This is a genomic window from Pseudomonas sp. 3MA1 (assembly GCF_029237275.1).
GTDB lineage: Bacteria > Pseudomonadota > Gammaproteobacteria > Pseudomonadales > Pseudomonadaceae > Aquipseudomonas > Aquipseudomonas fluorescens_AP.
This window is the reverse complement of record NZ_JAACFX010000001.1, coordinates 554241-570742: the sequence shown is the minus strand read 5'-3', so window position 1 is coordinate 570742 and position 16502 is coordinate 554241. Positions and strand designations below refer to the sequence as shown.

General features: G+C 63.3%; 17 protein-coding genes. 9 read left to right on the top strand and 8 right to left on the bottom strand.

Annotated features, from left to right (window positions below; translation table 11 throughout):
- Positions 1 to 112 precede the first annotated feature (112 nt).
- On the top strand, positions 113 to 424 hold the full coding sequence (locus GWQ44_RS02675) for a DUF962 domain-containing protein (protein WP_016962636.1): 312 nt from the start codon (positions 113 to 115) through the stop codon (positions 422 to 424).
- Positions 425 to 507: 83 nt separating this feature from the next.
- Positions 508 to 1098, top strand: a complete 591-nt coding sequence (locus tag GWQ44_RS02670; protein WP_016962635.1) for an HD domain-containing protein — start codon at positions 508 to 510, stop codon at positions 1096 to 1098.
- Positions 1099 to 1115: 17 nt separating this feature from the next.
- Here the strand turns inward: GWQ44_RS02670 and GWQ44_RS02665 are convergent, their stop codons facing one another.
- The gene (locus tag GWQ44_RS02665; protein WP_016962634.1) at positions 1116 to 1937 is read right to left on the bottom strand and encodes a UDP-2,3-diacylglucosamine diphosphatase; all 822 of its coding nucleotides are present in this window, start codon (positions 1935 to 1937) and stop codon (positions 1116 to 1118) included.
- Between the two features lie 132 nt (positions 1938 to 2069).
- On the opposite strand from GWQ44_RS02665, the gene GWQ44_RS02660 reads away from it, so the two are divergent.
- Both GWQ44_RS02660 and GWQ44_RS02655 read left to right on the top strand, forming a co-directional pair.
- Entirely contained in the window at positions 2070 to 2879 is an 810-nt protein-coding gene (locus GWQ44_RS02660; RefSeq protein WP_103742140.1) for an AraC family transcriptional regulator, read from the top strand.
- Between the two features lie 51 nt (positions 2880 to 2930).
- Positions 2931 to 3824 carry a DMT family transporter gene (locus GWQ44_RS02655; RefSeq protein ID WP_275926594.1) on the top strand — a complete coding sequence of 298 codons (894 nt, stop codon included), beginning with the start codon at positions 2931 to 2933 and terminating at the stop codon, positions 3822 to 3824.
- Here GWQ44_RS02655 and GWQ44_RS02650 read toward each other — a convergent pair.
- On the bottom strand, positions 3818 to 4105 hold the full coding sequence (locus GWQ44_RS02650; RefSeq protein WP_016962631.1) for a SelT/SelW/SelH family protein: 288 nt from the start codon (positions 4103 to 4105) through the stop codon (positions 3818 to 3820). The two genes, GWQ44_RS02655 and GWQ44_RS02650, sit on opposite strands and share 7 nt — an antisense overlap.
- 71 nt (positions 4106 to 4176) lie before the next feature.
- On the opposite strand from GWQ44_RS02650, the gene GWQ44_RS02645 reads away from it, so the two are divergent.
- Positions 4177 to 6366: a patatin-like phospholipase family protein gene (locus GWQ44_RS02645; protein WP_275926593.1), complete on the top strand. Its 2190-nt coding sequence runs from the start codon at positions 4177 to 4179 to the stop codon at positions 6364 to 6366.
- A gap of 97 nt (positions 6367 to 6463) precedes the next feature.
- Here GWQ44_RS02645 and GWQ44_RS02640 read toward each other — a convergent pair whose 3' ends face one another.
- The gene (locus tag GWQ44_RS02640) at positions 6464 to 6898 is read right to left on the bottom strand and encodes a MarR family transcriptional regulator (protein ID WP_275926592.1); all 435 of its coding nucleotides are present in this window, start codon (positions 6896 to 6898) and stop codon (positions 6464 to 6466) included.
- 119 nt (positions 6899 to 7017) lie between these two features.
- Positions 7018 to 9144 (bottom strand): DNA helicase RecQ, encoded by a 2127-nt coding sequence (gene recQ / locus GWQ44_RS02635; RefSeq protein ID WP_275926591.1) that lies wholly within the window; start codon positions 9142 to 9144, stop codon positions 7018 to 7020.
- 275 nt (positions 9145 to 9419) lie between these two features.
- Between recQ and GWQ44_RS02630 the strand changes: the two genes are divergently transcribed.
- On the top strand, positions 9420 to 10007 hold the full coding sequence (locus GWQ44_RS02630) for a YecA family protein (RefSeq protein WP_016962628.1): 588 nt from the start codon (positions 9420 to 9422) through the stop codon (positions 10005 to 10007).
- Between the two features lie 10 nt (positions 10008 to 10017).
- On the top strand, positions 10018 to 10410 hold the full coding sequence (locus tag GWQ44_RS02625) for a YbaN family protein (protein ID WP_108544753.1): 393 nt from the start codon (positions 10018 to 10020) through the stop codon (positions 10408 to 10410).
- A gap of 81 nt (positions 10411 to 10491) precedes the next feature.
- Here the strand turns inward: GWQ44_RS02625 and GWQ44_RS02620 are convergent, their stop codons facing one another.
- Both GWQ44_RS02620 and GWQ44_RS02615 read right to left on the bottom strand, forming a co-directional pair.
- Positions 10492 to 11097 carry a DTW domain-containing protein gene (locus tag GWQ44_RS02620; RefSeq protein ID WP_275926590.1) on the bottom strand — a complete coding sequence of 202 codons (606 nt, stop codon included), beginning with the start codon at positions 11095 to 11097 and terminating at the stop codon, positions 10492 to 10494.
- 9 nt (positions 11098 to 11106) lie between these two features.
- Positions 11107 to 12000: a LysR family transcriptional regulator gene (locus GWQ44_RS02615; protein ID WP_016962625.1), complete on the bottom strand. Its 894-nt coding sequence runs from the start codon at positions 11998 to 12000 to the stop codon at positions 11107 to 11109.
- Positions 12001 to 12358: 358 nt separating this feature from the next.
- Between GWQ44_RS02615 and speB the strand changes: the two genes are divergently transcribed.
- Both speB and GWQ44_RS02605 read left to right on the top strand, forming a co-directional pair.
- Positions 12359 to 13309: an agmatinase gene (speB, locus tag GWQ44_RS02610; protein ID WP_011059912.1), complete on the top strand. Its 951-nt coding sequence runs from the start codon at positions 12359 to 12361 to the stop codon at positions 13307 to 13309.
- 334 nt (positions 13310 to 13643) lie between these two features.
- Positions 13644 to 15032, top strand: coding sequence for a sodium:solute symporter (locus tag GWQ44_RS02605; protein WP_016962624.1), 1389 nt, complete (start codon positions 13644 to 13646; stop codon positions 15030 to 15032).
- Between the two features lie 242 nt (positions 15033 to 15274).
- Here GWQ44_RS02605 and GWQ44_RS02600 read toward each other — a convergent pair whose 3' ends face one another.
- Both GWQ44_RS02600 and GWQ44_RS02595 read right to left on the bottom strand, forming a co-directional pair.
- A complete protein-coding gene (locus tag GWQ44_RS02600) occupies positions 15275 to 15403 on the bottom strand; it encodes a PA1414 family protein (protein ID WP_011059908.1) in 129 nt (42 codons plus the stop codon).
- A gap of 133 nt (positions 15404 to 15536) precedes the next feature.
- The gene (locus GWQ44_RS02595) at positions 15537 to 16430 is read right to left on the bottom strand and encodes a LysR family transcriptional regulator (protein WP_047302599.1); all 894 of its coding nucleotides are present in this window, start codon (positions 16428 to 16430) and stop codon (positions 15537 to 15539) included.
- Between the last annotated feature and the right edge of the window lie 72 nt (positions 16431 to 16502).

Sequence of the window (16502 nt, the reverse complement as noted above, 5' to 3'; positions counted from 1 at the left end):
GATACTAAAGTGGCGCCTATTGTCACTGGCCAGCGCTGCCAGGGACTCTAGACTCACCTAAGCTTCCGCAGAACCTGCGCCCGCACAACAACAAACAACCGAGATCGCGGCCATGGAAAACATCAGACAGTTCAGCAGCTTCGCCGAGTTCTACCCCTATTACCTGAGCGAACACAGCGACAGCACCTGCCGTCGCCTGCACTTTATCGGCACCAGCCTGGTGATCTTCCTCCTGGCCCTGGCCATCGGCAAGGGAGCCTGGCTGCTGTTGCTGGCGCTGCCGGTGGCCGGCTATGGCTTTGCCTGGATCGGGCATTTCTTCTTCGAGAAAAATCGCCCGGCCACCTTTCAGCATCCGCTGTACAGCCTGCTGGGGGACTTCGTCATGTACCGCGACATGATCCTGGGCAAGGTGCCGTTCTAGAGCCGACCGGCCATCCGTCCTCGCGCCCCTGCGGCCACTGCCATGGCCAGGCTCGACTTTCCCTGACAACCAGAGGCCGAACGATGAAGGCTCACGCGCGCTTCACCCACATGCAGGACGGCACCCAAGAGGACTGGGCGATCATCGCCGCGGATTTCAGTGCCTACGCCAAGCAATTGCCCGCCCGAATCCTCGCCCACCTGCAACTGCTGGAAGGCGACTTTGGCGGTTTCCCGGTGGACCGTCTGACCCATTCACTGCAGACCGCCAGCCGCGCCTGGCATGACGGGCGCGACGAGGAGTACGTGGTCTGCGCCCTGCTGCATGACATCGGCGACACCCTGGGCTCCTACAATCATCCCGATATCGCCGCCGCCATCCTCAAGCCCTTCGTCAGCCCGGAGAACCTGTGGATGGTGGAAAAGCACGGAATCTTCCAGGGCTACTACTTCTTCCACCATCTGGGCATGGACCGCCATCTGCGCGAGCAATTTTGCGAGCATCCGCTGTACCAGCGCACTGCCGAATTCTGCGCCAAATACGATGCCGCAGCCTTCGATCCGGCCTATGAAAGCCTGCCCCTGAGCTTCTTCGAGCCCATGCTGCAACGGCTGTTCGCAAAGCCCCGGCAGTCCCTTTACAAGGCGGCCATGGAACAGTCCGCCGCCGACTGAGGCCCGACCGCTCTTGCTCAGGCCGGCTCCGCCATTTTCGTGAGCTCGGCCTTGAGTTGGGCTTCCCGGGCCTGGGCGTCGGCCAGGCGATAGAGTTCGATGCTGCCGTCCCAATGTTCGATCAAGGCGGTGCAGGACTCGACCCAATCACCGCAATTGAGATAGTCCACCTCGCCGACCTTGCGGATCTCGGCATGGTGAATGTGGCCACAGACCACCCCGTGCAGCTCGCGCTTGACGCACTCGTGGGCAATGGCCTCCTCGAAGTCACTGATAAAGCTCACCGCGGTCTTGACCTTGTGCTTGAGGTAGGCCGACAGCGACCAGTAACCGTAGCCATAACGCGCCCGCCAGTGATTGAGCCAGCGGTTGAGGGTCAGGGTGAACTCGTAGGCCGAGTCGCCGAGAAAGGCCAGCCAACGGTGATAGCGGGTGATGACGTCGAACTGGTCGCCGTGAATCACCAGCAGATGGCGACCGTCCGCCGTGACATGCACCGCTTCGTCCACCAGCTGGATATTGCCCAGGATCAGCTTGGAGTAACGACGCAGGAACTCGTCATGATTGCCGGTGACGTAGATCACCTCGGTGCCGCGCTTGCTCATGGTCAGCAGGCGGCGGATCACATTGGTATGGGCCTGGGGCCAGTACATGCCGCCGCGCAGCTTCCAGCCGTCGATAATGTCCCCCACCAGGTAGATGCGATCGGCCTGGTAGCCCTTGAGAAACTGCGCCAGGTGCTCTGCCTGGCAATCCCGGGTCCCCAGGTGCACATCGGAAATCCATAAGGTGCGTACCCGTTGCTTGCGGCTGGGCTTGGCGAGTTCGACATGGGTCATGGACGCTCTCCGGGATTTTTTGCGAGCTTGCGCCCCAGCGATTAATAGCCCATGACAAAAATGCGGCAATGCAATGACAGCCCGAACCGCCCGACTGGCGGTGTAGACTGCGCCTCTGCCAAGGAGACCGTGATGGGATCTATCCTCACTCTGCGCCATTACACTCACGACCTGATCGCCCACAGCCACGAGCACGCGCAACTGGTGTTTGGCCTGTGCGGAAAGCTCGACTTCGAAGTCGAAGGGCAAGGCGGCCAGGTGCAGCAACAGAGCCTGATGGTGGTCCCGGCAGGCGCACGGCATGTCTGCGGCAGCCCCAGTGGCAGCCAGTGCCTGGTACTGGACGTGCCCGGCGAGCCATGGCTGCGCCAGTCCCTGGGCCTACACGCCGAAGCCAGCCAGCGCTTGCTCGACCAGCCCGGGCGCCTGACCCTTGGGCCAAGCCAGAGCCGCCTGGTCAACTGGCTGGCGGACAGCCCGGTGGACGATCCGCTGATCGCCGAGCAGGGCGCGGTGCTGCTGTTGGCCAGTCTCAACCACTGCACATCGGTTAACCCTGGCGAGCGACGGTTGCCCTACGCCGCCATGAACGCCCACATAGAGCGCCACGCCGCCCATCCGCTGCAGGTGGCCGATCTGGCACGAGTGGCCGGTCTTTCCAGCGCCCACTTGCACGCACGGTTCATCGCCGAGTGTGGCGACACGCCCATGGAGTACGTGCGGCGACGACGCCTGCACATGGCCCTGGAACTGCTGCGCGGCTCGACCCTGCCAGTCGGCGAGATCGCCAGCCGGGTGGGCTACAGCTCACAGAGCGCCTTCGCCGCCGCCATGCTGCGCCAATTCGGTCACTCCCCGCGCCGGCTCAGGCAGGGAGCCCAGGCTAATCTCTCGACAAAAAATCCCAGGATCGCGACAGACGCAGGCACCGGCCCTTCTTAAACTCAACCGCAGCCCTTCAAGGCCATCACTGTCTTTTACCCAAGGATCAAGATGACTCCGCGTACCGCCCTTGGTGCCCTGCATATCGGCGCCCTGATGTTCGGCCTGACCGGCGTGTTCGGCAAACTGGCTGTCGCCTCGCCTGCCGTTATCGTGTTCGGCCGCGCGGCCTTTGCCGTGCTGGCCCTGGCTGGCTTCGCGCGCCTGGCCCGCGCCACGCCCTGGCACAAACTGGCCGCCACCGATTGCCGGCGCCTGCTGCTCAGTGGCCTGTTGCTGGCCGGACACTGGGTCAGCTTTTTCGTTGCGGTGAAGGTCGCCGGCGTGGCCATCGCGACCCTGGGCTTTGCCAGTTTTCCGGCCTTTACGGTGATTCTCGAAGGGCTGATCTTCCGCGAGCGGATCCGCCTCAATGAGATGCTGCTGGTGGTGCTGGTGAGTGTCGGCCTGGTGCTGGTGACCCCGGATTTCGATCTGGCCAGCCAGGCCACCACCGGCCTGCTCTGGGCCGTGGGTTCGGGCCTGCTGTTTGCCCTACTGTCCTTGAACAACCGCGCCAGCTCCGGGCGCATTCCCGCGGTGCAGGCGGCCCTCTGCCAGAACCTGGTGGTCGCCCTGTGCCTGCTGCCGGTGGCGGCCCCCGAGCTTGCTCAGGTGCGGGCCATGGATTGGCTGTGGATCAGTCTGCTGGGGATCTTCTGCACCGGTCTGGCCCACAGCCTGTTTGTCGCCAGCCTGGCGGTGATCAAGGCGCGCACCGCGGCGGTGGTCTTCGCCCTGGAACCGGTCTACGGGATTACCTTGGCCTGGCTGCTGTTCGGCGAGAATCCGACGCTGCGCATGCTGATGGGCGGCGCCTTGATCATCGTCGCGATCGTGGTGTCGAGCCGACTCTCGACCGGTTCAAACAAGCAGGCCACCACGGCGCCGGCCGGCTCTCACTGACCCCGATCGTTGTGTCCCAGGTCGCGCTCGGGATCGATGCAGTCGCGAACCCTTTGCTTGAGCACCTTGGCTTCGGGAAAGCCGCCATCGGCCTTGCGCTCCCAGATCTGCACGCCATCGCAGCTGATATGAAAGGTTCCCCCGGTAGCAGGCACCAGGGACACCTTGCCCAGATCGTCGCTGAAGGTGCTTAGCAGCTCCTGTGCCAGCCAGGCCGCCCGCAGCAGCCACTGGCATTGGGTGCAATAGGTGATGACCACTTCGGGTTTACGTTCAGTCATGGTACGGCGGACTCCTGGGTGCAAGGGCGTCGCTATAATAGCCGGCTTTATCGCCTGTCCCGAGATCCACGATGCGCCGCTTGCTGTCCTGCCTGTTGCTCTGTCTGCTGCCCCTGATCGCTCAATCCAGTGAAGCGCCGCGACCGAAAATCGGCCTGGTGCTGTCAGGGGGCGCGGCCCGTGGCCTGGCCCACGTCGGCGTGCTCAAGGCCCTGGAGGAGCAAGGCATCCGCATCGACGCGATCGCCGGCACCAGCATGGGCGCGGTGATTGGCGGGCTCTACGCTTCGGGCTACAAGATCGACGAGCTGGAGAAACTGGCCCTGAACATTGACTGGAAACAGGCCCTGTCCGATGCCCCGCCCCGGGAAGACGTGCCCTTTCGGCGCAAACAGGACGATCGGGATTTTCTGGTCAAGCAGAAACTCAGCTTCCGTGACGACGGCAGTCTCGGCCTGCCCCTGGGGGTGATCCAGGGCCAGAACCTGGCGTTGCTGCTGGAAAGCAAGCTGGCCCACGCCAGTGACACCCGGGACTTCGACAAGCTGCCGATCCCCTTCCGGGCCGTGGCCACTGACATCGCCAGCGGCGAAAAGGTGGTGTTCCGCAAAGGCCACCTGCCCCAGGTCATCCGCGCCAGCATGTCGATTCCGGCGGTATTCGCCCCGGTGGAACTGGATGGCCGGCTGCTGGTGGACGGCGGCATGACCGACAACATTCCCCTGGATGTGGCCCGGGACATGGGGGTCGACATTGCCATTGTGGTGGACATCGGCACCCCGCTGCGCTCGCGCAAGCAACTCAATACCGTGGTGGATGTGCTCAATCAGTCCATCACCCTGATGACTCGACGCAACTCCGAAGAACAGCTGGCGACCCTGCACAAGGACGACGTGCTGATCCAACCTTCGCTGTCGAGCTTCGGCGTCACCGACTTCGGTCGCGCCCAGGAAGTGATCGACGCCGGCTATCGCGCCACCCGCATCCTCGACGCACGCCTGGCTCGCCTGCGCCCCGCCGAGCCGCAGGACGCGCAGTTGACGGCCGCGCGCCAGCCCAACCAGCGCACGCCGATCATCAGCGCGATCAAGGTGGAGAACGATTCCAAGGTCAGCGATGAAGTCATTCGCTACTACATCCGCCAGCGGATCGGCGAACCCCTGGACCTGGGCCGTCTGGAGACCGACATGGGCACCCTGTACGGCCTGGATTTCTTTGAGCAGGTGCAGTATCGCGTGACCCACAAGGGCCAGGACAACACCCTGGTGATCAGTGCCCGCGGCAAGCGCAGCGGCACCGACTACCTGCGCCTGGGCCTGAACCTGTCCGATGACATGCGTGGCGACAGCGCCTTCAATATCGGCGCCAGCTACCGCATGAACGGAATCAACAGCCTCGGTGCGGAGTGGCTGACCCGCGTGCAACTTGGCGACCGGCAGGAAATCTACAGCGAGTTCTACCAGCCACTGGACGCTGGCTCGCGCTACTTCATTGCGCCCTTCATCGCCGCCGAAGCCCAGAACGTTGAAGCAGTGCTGGACAACGATCCGATCGCCGAGTATCGCGTGGAACGCTACGGCCTCGGCCTCAACCTGGGACGACAGATCGGCAACAGCGGCGAAGTCCGCTTCGGTGTCGGCGAAGCCTGGGGCAAGGCCGATGTGCGCATCGGCGATCACGACTTGCCCAGCGAGCACTTCAACGAAGGCTATTACCAGTTGCAGTATTCCTTCGACTCACTGGACAACGTCTACTTCCCGCACTCCGGCGAGGACATCGGACTGACCCTGCGCCAGTTCGAACCCAGCCTGGGCTCGGACAACCGCTACCGTCAGTGGGAATTCAAGCTGGACAAGGCCTTGAGCAGCGGCCCCAACACCTTCGTCCTGGGCGGACGCTACGGCCGGACCCTGGACAACGCCGAGGTGGTGACATCCAGCTTCCTCCTCGGTGGCGCCAGGCAGTTGTCGGGCTTCCGCCAGGACGCGTTGTCCGGGCAGAACCTCACCCTGGCCCGCGCGGTGTACTTGCGCCGGCTCACGCCACGCTCCTACCTGCCGCTGGACTTCCCGCTGTATCTGGGGGGCTCGCTGGAGCGTGGCCGGGTGTGGAACAACGACAACGCCTTCGACAGTGGCTATATCAACGCCGCGAGCATCTTCCTCGGGTTTGACACGCCGCTGGGGCCCTTGAATTTCAGCTACGGCTTCAATGACGACAACCAGAAGGCCCTGTCGCTGAACCTCGGCCAGACCTTCTGACAGACGCGCAAGTGCCGCACCGGGTGGCGCCATCAGCAATATTCAGGGGTAGGCGAAAACAGGACGAACCGGGGTCAGGCAACCCCGGCGAAAGGCGTCAGGACTTTTCCAGATTGGCCAGGATGCGCCCATGGACGCGCATGCAGACCCGCAGGTCTTCATCGTCGACGCCAATGAACAATTCATGGCGCAGGGCGGTAGCAATGGTTTCGATCTGTTCGATCAGGGGCCGGGCGGAAGGACAGAGGAGGATTTTCTTCGCCCGGCGATCTTCCATTACTGCTTGGCGTTGGACCAGGCCCTGGGTTTCCAGGCTGTCCAGCAGACGGGCCAGGGTTGGACCTTCCACGCCAACGCTTTGCGCCAGCTCGCGCTGGGTTGGCGCGTCTTCGAAACGGGCCAGGTGCAACAGCACCAGCCAACGGGCCTGGGACAGGCCGAGCCCTGCCAGGCGGCGATCCAGTTCGGCACGCCAGCCGCGAGACATATGCGCCAGTTGCATACCAAAACGGTGTTCATCGGTTAACGGCATAAAACACTCATGATCAGACTGAAAATAAAGAAAACCTAATTATTAGTCAGCTAAGCATGCCCCTTGCCCGGAGGCAAGGCCTGTAAGGGACTGAATCGTTACAACATTGACGCACCCCCTCAAATTTCAAACTCCGACTGCAAAGCCGCGCGCACGCAATACAAAACCCCTTCAGGCACGCGTCCGGCGAACAACTCGCTGATCTCGGCCACCGGAGGCAGTTCACCCTCACCGTCGAGGAAAGCATCCTGGATTTCTCCCAGCAGGTCCTCCGGCAGGTCCAGAGCCTGTTCCAGAGACAACTGCTGCTTGCCTATGGCTTCGGCCAGCAGGGTGTAGACATTCTTTTCCGTGCATTGCAGTTGCCCGGCGATCTGCAACGGCGTCATCCCGGCACGGGCCAGGGTGATCAGCTCGTGACGGATATCGGCAACCACCTTCGGCGCCTCCACACCACCTCCCAGCACTTCGAGGAAGGCCGCGCCATAACGCTCCAGCTTGCGCGCACCGACGCCACTGACCTCGGCCATCTCCGCCATGGAGCCGGGCTGGCTGCGCAGCATCTCCAGCAAGGTCGAGTCGGGGAAAATGACATAGGGCGGCACCCCATGCTCTTCCGCCAGCTTGCGCCGCAGGGCTCGCAGCGCTTCCCACTGCTCGCGCTCCTCGCCCCGTACCAGCTGGCTGGCCTGACTGGTGCTGCTTTTCGGGGAGCTTTGCGGCTTGAGATCGCGGCGCAGCTCCAGGGTCACTTCACCCTTGAGCAAGGGGCGACAAGTGTCGCTCAAGCGCAGGCCGCCATAACCCTCCAGATCGATATCCGCCAAGCCGCGTGCCACCAACTGGCGGAACAGCGAACGCCACTCGCCTTCGCTGCGGGCCTTGCCGACTCCAAACACCGACAGATGCTGATGCCCGAAACTCCGGACCTTTTCCGTGTCCTTGCCCAGCAGTACATCCACCAGATGACCGACGCCATACCGCTGGCCGGTGCGATAGATCGCCGACAGCGCCTGGCGCGCCGGCTCGGTGGCGTCCCAGGTCTGGACCCCATCGACACAGTTGTCGCAATGACCACAAGGCTGGGGCATGTCCTCATCGAAATAGGCCAGCAATGTCTGGCGCCGGCAGCGGGTTTCCTCGCACAGGGCCAGCATCGCATCGAGCTTGTGCTGCTCGAGACGCTTGTGGCGCTCGTCGCCTTCGGAGTTCTGCAGCATCTGCTTGAGCATCAGCACGTCCTGCAGTCCGTAGGCCATCCAGGCATCCGCCGGCAGGCCATCACGACCGGCGCGACCGGTCTCCTGGTAATAGGCTTCCAGGGACTTGGGCAAGTCCATGTGGGCGACAAAACGCACGTTTGGCTTGTCGATGCCCATGCCGAAGGCGATGGTGGCCACCATGATCAGGCCCTCCTCGTTGAGGAAGCGTTTCTGGTGATAGGCCCGCAGCTCGTTGGGCAGGCCGGCGTGATACGGCAATGCAGTGAAGCCCTGCTCACAGAGGAAGGCCGCCACTTCGTCGACCTTCTTGCGCGACAGGCAGTAGACGATACCGGCATCGCTGCGCCGCTCGTTGAGGAACGCCTGCAACTGCTTGCGCGGCTGCTCCTTGGGCACGATGCGGTAGAAGATGTTCGGCCGATCGAAGCTGGAGAGAAAGCGCTCGGCGTTCTGCAGGTGCAGGCGATTGACGATCTCTTCCCGGGTACGCTTGTCGGCGGTGGCGGTCAGGGCAATGCGCGGCACGTTGGGGAACATCTCCGCCAGTTGCCCCAGTTGCAGGTATTCGGGACGGAAGTCGTGGCCCCACTGGGACACGCAGTGGGCTTCGTCGATAGCGAACAGGGCAATGTCGAGGTTCTGCAGGAACGTCAGCATGCGCGGCTGGACCAGGCGCTCAGGCGCCAGGTAGAGCATCTTCACCTCGCCGCGACGAATACGCGCCGCCAGGTCACGCTGCTGCTCGGCGCTCAGGGTCGAGTTCAAGGCGGCAGCCGCGACACCGAGTTCCTCAAGGGTGGCCACCTGATCGTCCATCAGCGCGATCAGTGGCGATACCACCACCGCCAATCCTTCGCGAAGCAGGGCCGGAACCTGGAAACACAAGGACTTGCCACCACCGGTGGGCATCAGTACCAAGGCATCGCCGCCACTGGCCACGCGCTCAATGATCGCACCTTGGCGACCACGGAAACTGTCGTAGCCGAAGATGTCCTTGAGGACGCGTTGAGCCTGTTCGAGCATGAAAAACTCCAAAAATCACCGAATTCCCTGGGCGCAGACTGGCCGAAAAACCGGCGCGCTTCACCGACAAATGCGTTAGCGGACTTGTCCGCAACTGCGTTCGGGCCTGCAGGGCATCACAAAACGCGGGAGTATACCCGAGCCCTACCCGACAGAGGGCGCGGACAAGGGACCGCTGGTAACCTTTAGAACCGCTCAAATCTGCCCCGTGGCTGGCTTGAGCGCGCAAGAAAGCCTAGAATTCAACATCGTTTATTCCCCAAGGTAGCCCGTCAATGTCCTTCGCTGAGCAACTAACCCGCCTGCAAGTCTTCCTCGACGCAGATGATCTGCACGACGAGGCGCTGGACTACGTGGCCGCTCACGGCTACCTGACCGCGCTGTCGATCTGTTCGGAAAGCGTTCCCGACCGTGAGTGGATCGACGCCCTCTTCGCCGAAGAGCCGCATTACCGCGACGACGCCGAACGCGAAGCCATCGAATCCACCCTGCTGGCCCTCAAGGCGCACATCGCCCGCCAACTGGCCTCCGACGAGGAATTCGAACTGCCCTGCGAACTCGACCTGGGCGACGACCCGGACGACTCCGACCTGCGCGGCTGGTGCATCGGCTTCATGGAAGGCGTGTTCCTGCGTGAAGCGGCCTGGTTCGAAACCGCAGAGGAAGAAGTCAGCGAGATGCTGCTGCCGATCATGGTCGGCTCTGGCCTGTTCGACGAGCAGCCGGAGTTCTCGGACATCGCCACCGATGCCAACCTGATGGACGACATGATCGTGCAGATCCCCGAAGCCCTGACGGCGTTGTACCTGCTGTGCAACGCTCCTGACGAAAAGCCCGCACTGCTCAAGCCTCGCCATCACTGAGTCGGCGCCTATGGCCAAGCCCATAGGCCAACGCCCCCGGGTACTGCGTTACGTTCTGCTGGCCATCGGCTGGTTGAGCGTAGCGCTGGGGGTCATCGGCATCTTCCTTCCGGTACTGCCCACCACCCCTTTCCTGCTGCTGGCGGCCGCCTGCTTCGCCCGCAGTTCGCCGCGCTTCTACCAGTGGCTGGTGCAGCACCCGCGCCTGGGTCCATGGATATGCAACTACCTGGACGGCAACGGCATACCGCTCAAGGGCAAGGTGTATGCGATCGGCCTGATGTGGCTGAGCATCGGCCTCTCCTGCTACCTGGTGCCGTCAATCTGGGCCCGCAGCTTCATGCTGACCAGCGCGGTGCTGGTCAGCATTTACATCCTGCGGCAGAAAACCTTGCGCACCTGAGACGCTAAACGGCGGCCCCACGTAGAGGCCTGCTCGCAGAAGAAAAGCCGTGCAACCTGGTCCCCGCTTCCGCCCGTCCACCTACCGGGAAGCCTTGGGACCATGGTTGCGTTGGTAGGTGTCTTCGCCCATCGCGGCGATCTGCCCGTCGATCAGCGCCTCGAAGGGGCGCAGCAAGGGCTCGAAGGAGGCTGGCGCCTCCAGTACCTGCAACGCCTGGACAATGGCTTCCAGGGTCGACAGCGCCCTCGGCCCAGGGGCCTTGCGCAGGCGATAGCGCGAAGGCGTCGCGGCCGCCAGGGTTACTCGTGGCAAGGCCGCCAGCAACGGGTTGAGGTGCAACAGCTTGCGCGCCTTGCGCCAGGTGCCATCGGGCACCACCAGCAGCAAGGGGTCATCCGTCTCGGCGCAGGCCTGCAAGGGCTGGGCATCATCGGCCGGGAACAACAAGCAGGTCCGGTATCCGGGCTGGGCGAGCAGCGCCGGCAAGTCCTCGAACACCTCGCCAACCAGCAACTGGGCGTTACTCAACCCCAGCGCGGCCAGTCGCGCCGTGTTCAGGGCATGGTTGACCTCGCTGGGATGCTGCAACAGCAACACCCGGGTGCGACTGGACAACCGCGGGATCAGCGGGCACAGACAGTGGCCCGTAGGGCGCAGGCAACGCTCGCAGCGTGCTCGGGACATGGGAATTCCTTATGACTGGTTGAGCTGAGCCTTGAGCAGATCGCGGAAGGTCTGGATCAGCGGCTCACGGCCCCGGCCACGGCGCATGATCATGGAGAACGGCGCCTGATAACCGAAGGTCGCCGGCAGCAGCACCCGCAGATCACCCTTGTCGGCCCAGGCCTGGGCGTAGTGTTCCGGCAGGTAGCCGATGTAGGCACCGGACAGCACCAGGATCAGCTGCGCCTCCATGCTCTCCACGGTCGCCGCACTGTGCTTGAAGCCGTGACGGGCCAGCTCGGCCTGGCTCCAGTAGCCGCGCCCGACCATGCGCTGCTGGGTGATGACCTGCTCGGGAATGCGCCGCTCGCTGTACAGCGGATGCCGGTTACTGCAATACAGCCAGTGCTGTTCGCGGTACAGCGGCATGTACACCAGGCCACTCATGCGCGTGGAAAAGGCGCCAATGGCCAGGTCCAGGCGATTGTCCTGCACCCCCAGCTGCAGCTCATGAGGACTCATCACCGACAAGTGCAAATGCACCGCCGGATGCTCCTGACTGTAGGCACCGATGGCCTCGGCGAACGGCAGCGCCTTGTCGCTGACGGTGGAGTCGATCACCCCCAGGTTGAGGGTCCCGCGCAACTCGCCCTTGAGGGCCGCGGCGTACTGTTCGAAGCCCTCCAGTTCTGCGAGCAAGCGCAGGGTTTCCTGATGGAACAGCTCGCCCTTGCTGGTCAGGCTGAAGCCGCCCCGGCCACGGTGACAGAGCACCAGTCCCAGGGACGCTTCCAGCTGGCTCATGTAGGTACTGATGGCCGACGTCGAGAGATTGAGCTCGTGCTGGGCATTGGCGAACCCCTGATGGCGCACCACGCTGACGAAGATGCGCAATAGTTTCAGATCAGGTAAAGCGTTGGCCATGACAGGCTCCGATAACAGGCAACACAATCACTTCCCTGTGCCAAGAGAGCTTGCTCCTGCCGAGCGGCCAGGCAAGCCCGATGACCTCCATGCGCACTTTCAATCTGACCCTGCAACCCGGATAACGCAGGCTACGCCGCCGAGCGGGTGCTCGCTCCCTCGCCACGTAGCGCCCTGGAAGCAGCGCGGGAGTCTAGCGCGACCCCGGCCATTAGTTTAGAAAAATCTGAACTAAGTATTTGTCCGTAGCGATTCTTTCCCCGCACTACATTTCGCAGAATCGGTCCACTCGGTTGAGCGGGCGACACCTGCTGCGCCCTCAGCCCCATAAATATAAAACAACGATGAGGCCTATCCCGTGGACAAGATTCTCCACCAACCACTGGGCGGCAACGAAATGCCGCGCTTCGGCGGCATCGCCACCATGATGCGTCTTCCCCATCTGCAATCCGCTGCCGGCCTGGACGCGGCCTTCGTCGGCGTACCCCTGGACATCGGCACCTCGCTGCGCGCCGGCACCCGTTTCGGCCCGCGGGAAATCCGCGCCGAATCGGTGATGATCCGCCCCTACAACATGGCCACCGGTGCCGCTCCGTTCGACTCGCTGTCGGTGGCCGACATCGGCGACGTGGCGATCAACACCTTCAACCTGCTGGACGCGGTGCGCATCATCGAAGAGGCCTACGACGGCATCCTCGAACACAACGTGATTCCCCTGACCCTGGGTGGCGACCACACCATCACCCTGCCGATCCTGCGGGCCATCCACAAGAAACACGGCAAGGTCGGGCTGGTGCACATCGATGCCCACGCCGACGTCAACGACCACATGTTCGGCGAGAAGATCGCCCACGGCACCACCTTCCGCCGCGCGGTGGAAGAAGGCCTGCTGGACTGTGACCGGGTGGTGCAGATCGGCCTGCGCGCCCAGGGCTATACCGCCGAAGACTTCAACTGGAGCCGCAAGCAGGGCTTCCGCGTGGTCCAGGCCGAAGAGTGCTGGCACAAGTCGCTGGAACCCTTGATGGCCGAAGTCCGTGAAAAGGTCGGCAACGGCCCGGTGTACCTGAGCTTCGACATCGACGGCATCGACCCGGCCTGGGCACCGGGCACCGGGACTCCGGAAATCGGTGGCCTGACCACCATCCAGGCCATCGAGATCGTCCGTGGCTGCCAGGGCCTGGACCTGGTGGGCTGCGACCTGGTGGAGGTTTCGCCGCCTTACGACACCACCGGCAACACCTCGCTGCTGGGTGCCAACCTGCTGTACGAAATGCTCTGCGTGCTGCCCGGCGTGGCCCACCGCTGAGTCCCGGCCCTGGGAGGGCTGGTGCCGCGCTCGAACACGAGCGCGGCCATGGATCCGTCATGCAAAGGAGCGCAACACCTTAGCCAACGTGATCGGAGCAGATCATGAATAACAATAAAGAACACCGCCTCAACCACATGAACAACGGGGACGCACAGATCCCCGCCCCGCGCTGCAGCACCCTGTACGACCTCTCTCGAAACAGGCCGCCCTTGGCCTGAACTGCCCAGCAACCGCAGCTCTTGCGACAGACCGGTCGCCACCGGTCGAACGGTTGGCCGTCCGCATCAGCGGGTGGCAACAACAATAACAATTTGCTTTTGAGGACCCGAACATGGGCTTGGATATTCTCGTAGTACTGATTTATGCCGCCGGCATGATCACCCTGGGCTGGTACGGCATGCGCCGGGCCAAGACCCGTGACGACTATCTGGTAGCCGGCCGCAATCTCGGGCCGGGCTTCTACCTGGGGACCATGGCAGCCACCGTACTGGGCGGTGCCTCGACCATCGGCACCGTGCGCCTGGGCTACGTCCACGGCATTTCCGGCTTCTGGCTCTGTGGCGCCATCGGCCTGGGCATCGTCGGGCTCAGCCTGTTCCTGGCCAAACCCTTGCTGAAACTGAAGATCTACACCGTCACCCAAGTGCTGGAGCGCCGCTACAACCCTGCGGCACGCCATGCCAGCGGCCTGATCATGCTGGTCTACGCCCTGATGATCGGCGCCACCTCGACCATTGCCATCGGCACCGTGATGCAAGTGCTGTTCGGCTTGCCGTTCTGGGTATCGATCCTGGTGGGTGGTGGTGTCGTGGTGCTCTACTCGACCATCGGCGGCATGTGGTCGCTGACACTGACCGATATCGTGCAGTTCCTGATCATGACCATCGGCCTGGTATTCCTGCTGATGCCGCTGTCCATCGTCGACGCTGGCGGCTGGGACACCCTGGTGGCCAAGCTGCCGGCCAGCTACTTCGACTTCACCGCCATCGGCTGGGACACCATCCTTACCTACTTCCTGATCTACTTCTTTGGCATCTTCATCGGCCAGGACATCTGGCAGCGAGTATTCACCGCCCGCAGTGAAGGGGTAGCCAAGGTTGCCGGGACCGCCGCCGGCATCTATTGCGTGCTCTACGGCCTGGCCGGCGCGCTGATCGGCATGGCCGCCAAGGTGGTCCTGCCGGATCTGGACAACGTCAACAACGCCTTCGCCAGCATCGTCCAGACCAGCCTGCCCAACGGCATTCGCGGCCTGGTCATCGCCGCCGCGCTGGCCGCCCTGATGTCCACCGCCAGCGCCGGTCTGCTGGCCGCCTCCACCACCGTGACCCAGGATCTGCTGCCACGCCTGCGTGGTGGTCGCCAGAGCAGCAACGGCGACGTCCATGAAAACCGTATCGCGACCCTGCTGCTGGGCATCGTGGTGCTGGGCATCGCCCTGGTGGTGAGTGACGTGATCAGCGCCCTGACCCTGGCCTACAACCTGCTGGTGGGCGGCATGCTGATTCCGCTGATAGGGGCCATCTACTGGAAACGCGCCACCACCGCCGGTGCCATTACCAGCATGTCCCTGGGGTTCATCACGGCCCTGTTCTTCATGTTCAAGGATGGCCTGGACGCCAACACCCCGATCTATTACAGCCTGGCCGTGGGCCTGGTGAGTTTCGTGGTGGTGAGCCTGCTCTCTCGGCGCCCGGCGCCGCTGGCCAACGCGATCTGACCTGAAGTCGGACGCCTGAAGCTTTTCTTCGACGGGTGCGGCGTCGGTGGCCGCACCCGTTTTTTTTCGCCCACAAAAAAGTGCCCAGGCGCTGGGCGGGCAAAACAGCTGAGTGCTGCAGAAGCCAGGCAGTGGACTGAAACTATAGGGACTGGCGCGGTCACCCCGGGGTCAGGCCCAGAGTCTCGCGGTGGAAGAAACCAGGCGCGAGACGGAGTCTGCACTCCGCACTCGCGGCAAGCTCAACGGCGACGTTGCTGACGGCGCCGCAGCTCTTCGTCGGTAGGAATCGGCACCGGTTGCAGCGGTGGCTCGATCAGGCCCAAAGCGACGCCAAGGTCGTGAAGCCAGCTTTGCAGTTTGTCTTTCATAGTGCCCCCTCAGGGTCGTGCCGAGCGGCGGTACTGCGCCGCCTCAAGCAGATAATAGTCCTAACTTTTCCCGCGCGCTGCCTCGCAATCGCAATGAACTGTTACTGGATTGAGACGAATCGGCCATGACGATTCAGCCACTGGCCCGCAGCACCGGCGTCTGCTGCCCAAAGGCGCCCTGCTGCAGTTCGATCCAGGCATTGAGGTTGGCCCCCAACATGCCCTTGCGCCACATCAGCCAGGTGGTGGTGTGGGCGAACGGCTCGGCCAGAGCATGCACCGCCACGCTTTCGCGCCCCGGCAGGCTGTCGAGCATCGACTGGGCCATCAAGGCCACCCCGGAACCGGCGATCACACAGGCCAGCATGCCCTGATAGGACTCGATCTCCATGGCCCGGCCCATGGCGGCGTGATAGTGGGCAAACCAGGACTCCAGGCGCATGCGATAGGAACAGCCCTGACGAAAGGTGAACACCGCCCGGCCCTGCACATCCCGTGCAGTGCGCACCGGAGGGTGATCGGCCTCACTGATCAGTACCAGGGTTTCCTCGCACAACGGCACCCCGTCCAGCCCTGCCAGTTCCAGGGGGCCATCCACCAGGGCCGCGTCCAGGCGTCCGCTGAGCAAGCCTTCGAGCAACTCGCCGCTGGGCCCCGACTGCACTTGCAGGTTCACCGCCGGATAGGTCCGGTGATAGCGCGCCAGCAGCGCCGGCAGATGAATCGCCGCCGTGCTGTACATGGTGCCGAGGACGAAATCCCCGGCCGGCTGGCCGCCTTGCACCGCGGCATGGGCTTCGTCGTGCAGGGCGAACAGCCGCGCGGCGTAATCGAGCAGCACCTTGCCCGCTGGCGACAGTTGCAAGCGCTGGCGCTCGCGCAGGAACAGCTCGACCCCCAACTGCTCCTCCAGTTGCTTGAGCCGGGTCGAGAGATTCGACGGCACCCGATGCAAGCGCTCGGCGGCCCGTGTAATGGAACCCTCCTCGGCCACCGCCTGGAAAATACGCAGTTGGCTGAATTCCATGACATTCTCCAAAACTGAACAAGTTTCTCACTATTATTCATTTTTAAGGAAAGTCAATCCGCCCTAGCCTGA

What these genes read in the sequence shown, in the direction of transcription:
- recQ (WP_275926591.1), bottom strand. Translation starts at nt 9,144, where the DNA reads ATGCTCGAACAGGCTCAACGCGTCCTCAAGGACATCTTCGGCTACGAC.
- GWQ44_RS02620 (WP_275926590.1), bottom strand. Translation starts at nt 11,097, where the DNA reads ATGTCCCGAGCACGCTGCGAGCGTTGCCTGCGCCCTACGGGCCACTGT.
- GWQ44_RS02675 (WP_016962636.1), top strand. Translation starts at nt 113, where the DNA reads ATGGAAAACATCAGACAGTTCAGCAGCTTCGCCGAGTTCTACCCCTAT.
- GWQ44_RS02630 (WP_016962628.1), top strand. Translation starts at nt 9,420, where the DNA reads ATGTCCTTCGCTGAGCAACTAACCCGCCTGCAAGTCTTCCTCGACGCA.
- GWQ44_RS02645 (WP_275926593.1), top strand. Translation starts at nt 4,177, where the DNA reads ATGCGCCGCTTGCTGTCCTGCCTGTTGCTCTGTCTGCTGCCCCTGATC.
- GWQ44_RS02625 (WP_108544753.1), top strand. Translation starts at nt 10,018, where the DNA reads ATGGCCAAGCCCATAGGCCAACGCCCCCGGGTACTGCGTTACGTTCTG.
- GWQ44_RS02670 (WP_016962635.1), top strand. Translation starts at nt 508, where the DNA reads ATGAAGGCTCACGCGCGCTTCACCCACATGCAGGACGGCACCCAAGAG.
- GWQ44_RS02660 (WP_103742140.1), top strand. Translation starts at nt 2,070, where the DNA reads ATGGGATCTATCCTCACTCTGCGCCATTACACTCACGACCTGATCGCC.
- GWQ44_RS02605 (WP_016962624.1), top strand. Translation starts at nt 13,644, where the DNA reads ATGGGCTTGGATATTCTCGTAGTACTGATTTATGCCGCCGGCATGATC.
- GWQ44_RS02665 (WP_016962634.1), bottom strand. Translation starts at nt 1,937, where the DNA reads ATGACCCATGTCGAACTCGCCAAGCCCAGCCGCAAGCAACGGGTACGC.
- GWQ44_RS02640 (WP_275926592.1), bottom strand. Translation starts at nt 6,898, where the DNA reads ATGCCGTTAACCGATGAACACCGTTTTGGTATGCAACTGGCGCATATG.
- GWQ44_RS02650 (WP_016962631.1), bottom strand. Translation starts at nt 4,105, where the DNA reads ATGACTGAACGTAAACCCGAAGTGGTCATCACCTATTGCACCCAATGC.
- GWQ44_RS02600 (WP_011059908.1), bottom strand. Translation starts at nt 15,403, where the DNA reads ATGAAAGACAAACTGCAAAGCTGGCTTCACGACCTTGGCGTCGCTTTG.
- GWQ44_RS02595 (WP_047302599.1), bottom strand. Translation starts at nt 16,430, where the DNA reads ATGGAATTCAGCCAACTGCGTATTTTCCAGGCGGTGGCCGAGGAGGGT.
- GWQ44_RS02655 (WP_275926594.1), top strand. Translation starts at nt 2,931, where the DNA reads ATGACTCCGCGTACCGCCCTTGGTGCCCTGCATATCGGCGCCCTGATG.
- GWQ44_RS02615 (WP_016962625.1), bottom strand. Translation starts at nt 12,000, where the DNA reads ATGGCCAACGCTTTACCTGATCTGAAACTATTGCGCATCTTCGTCAGC.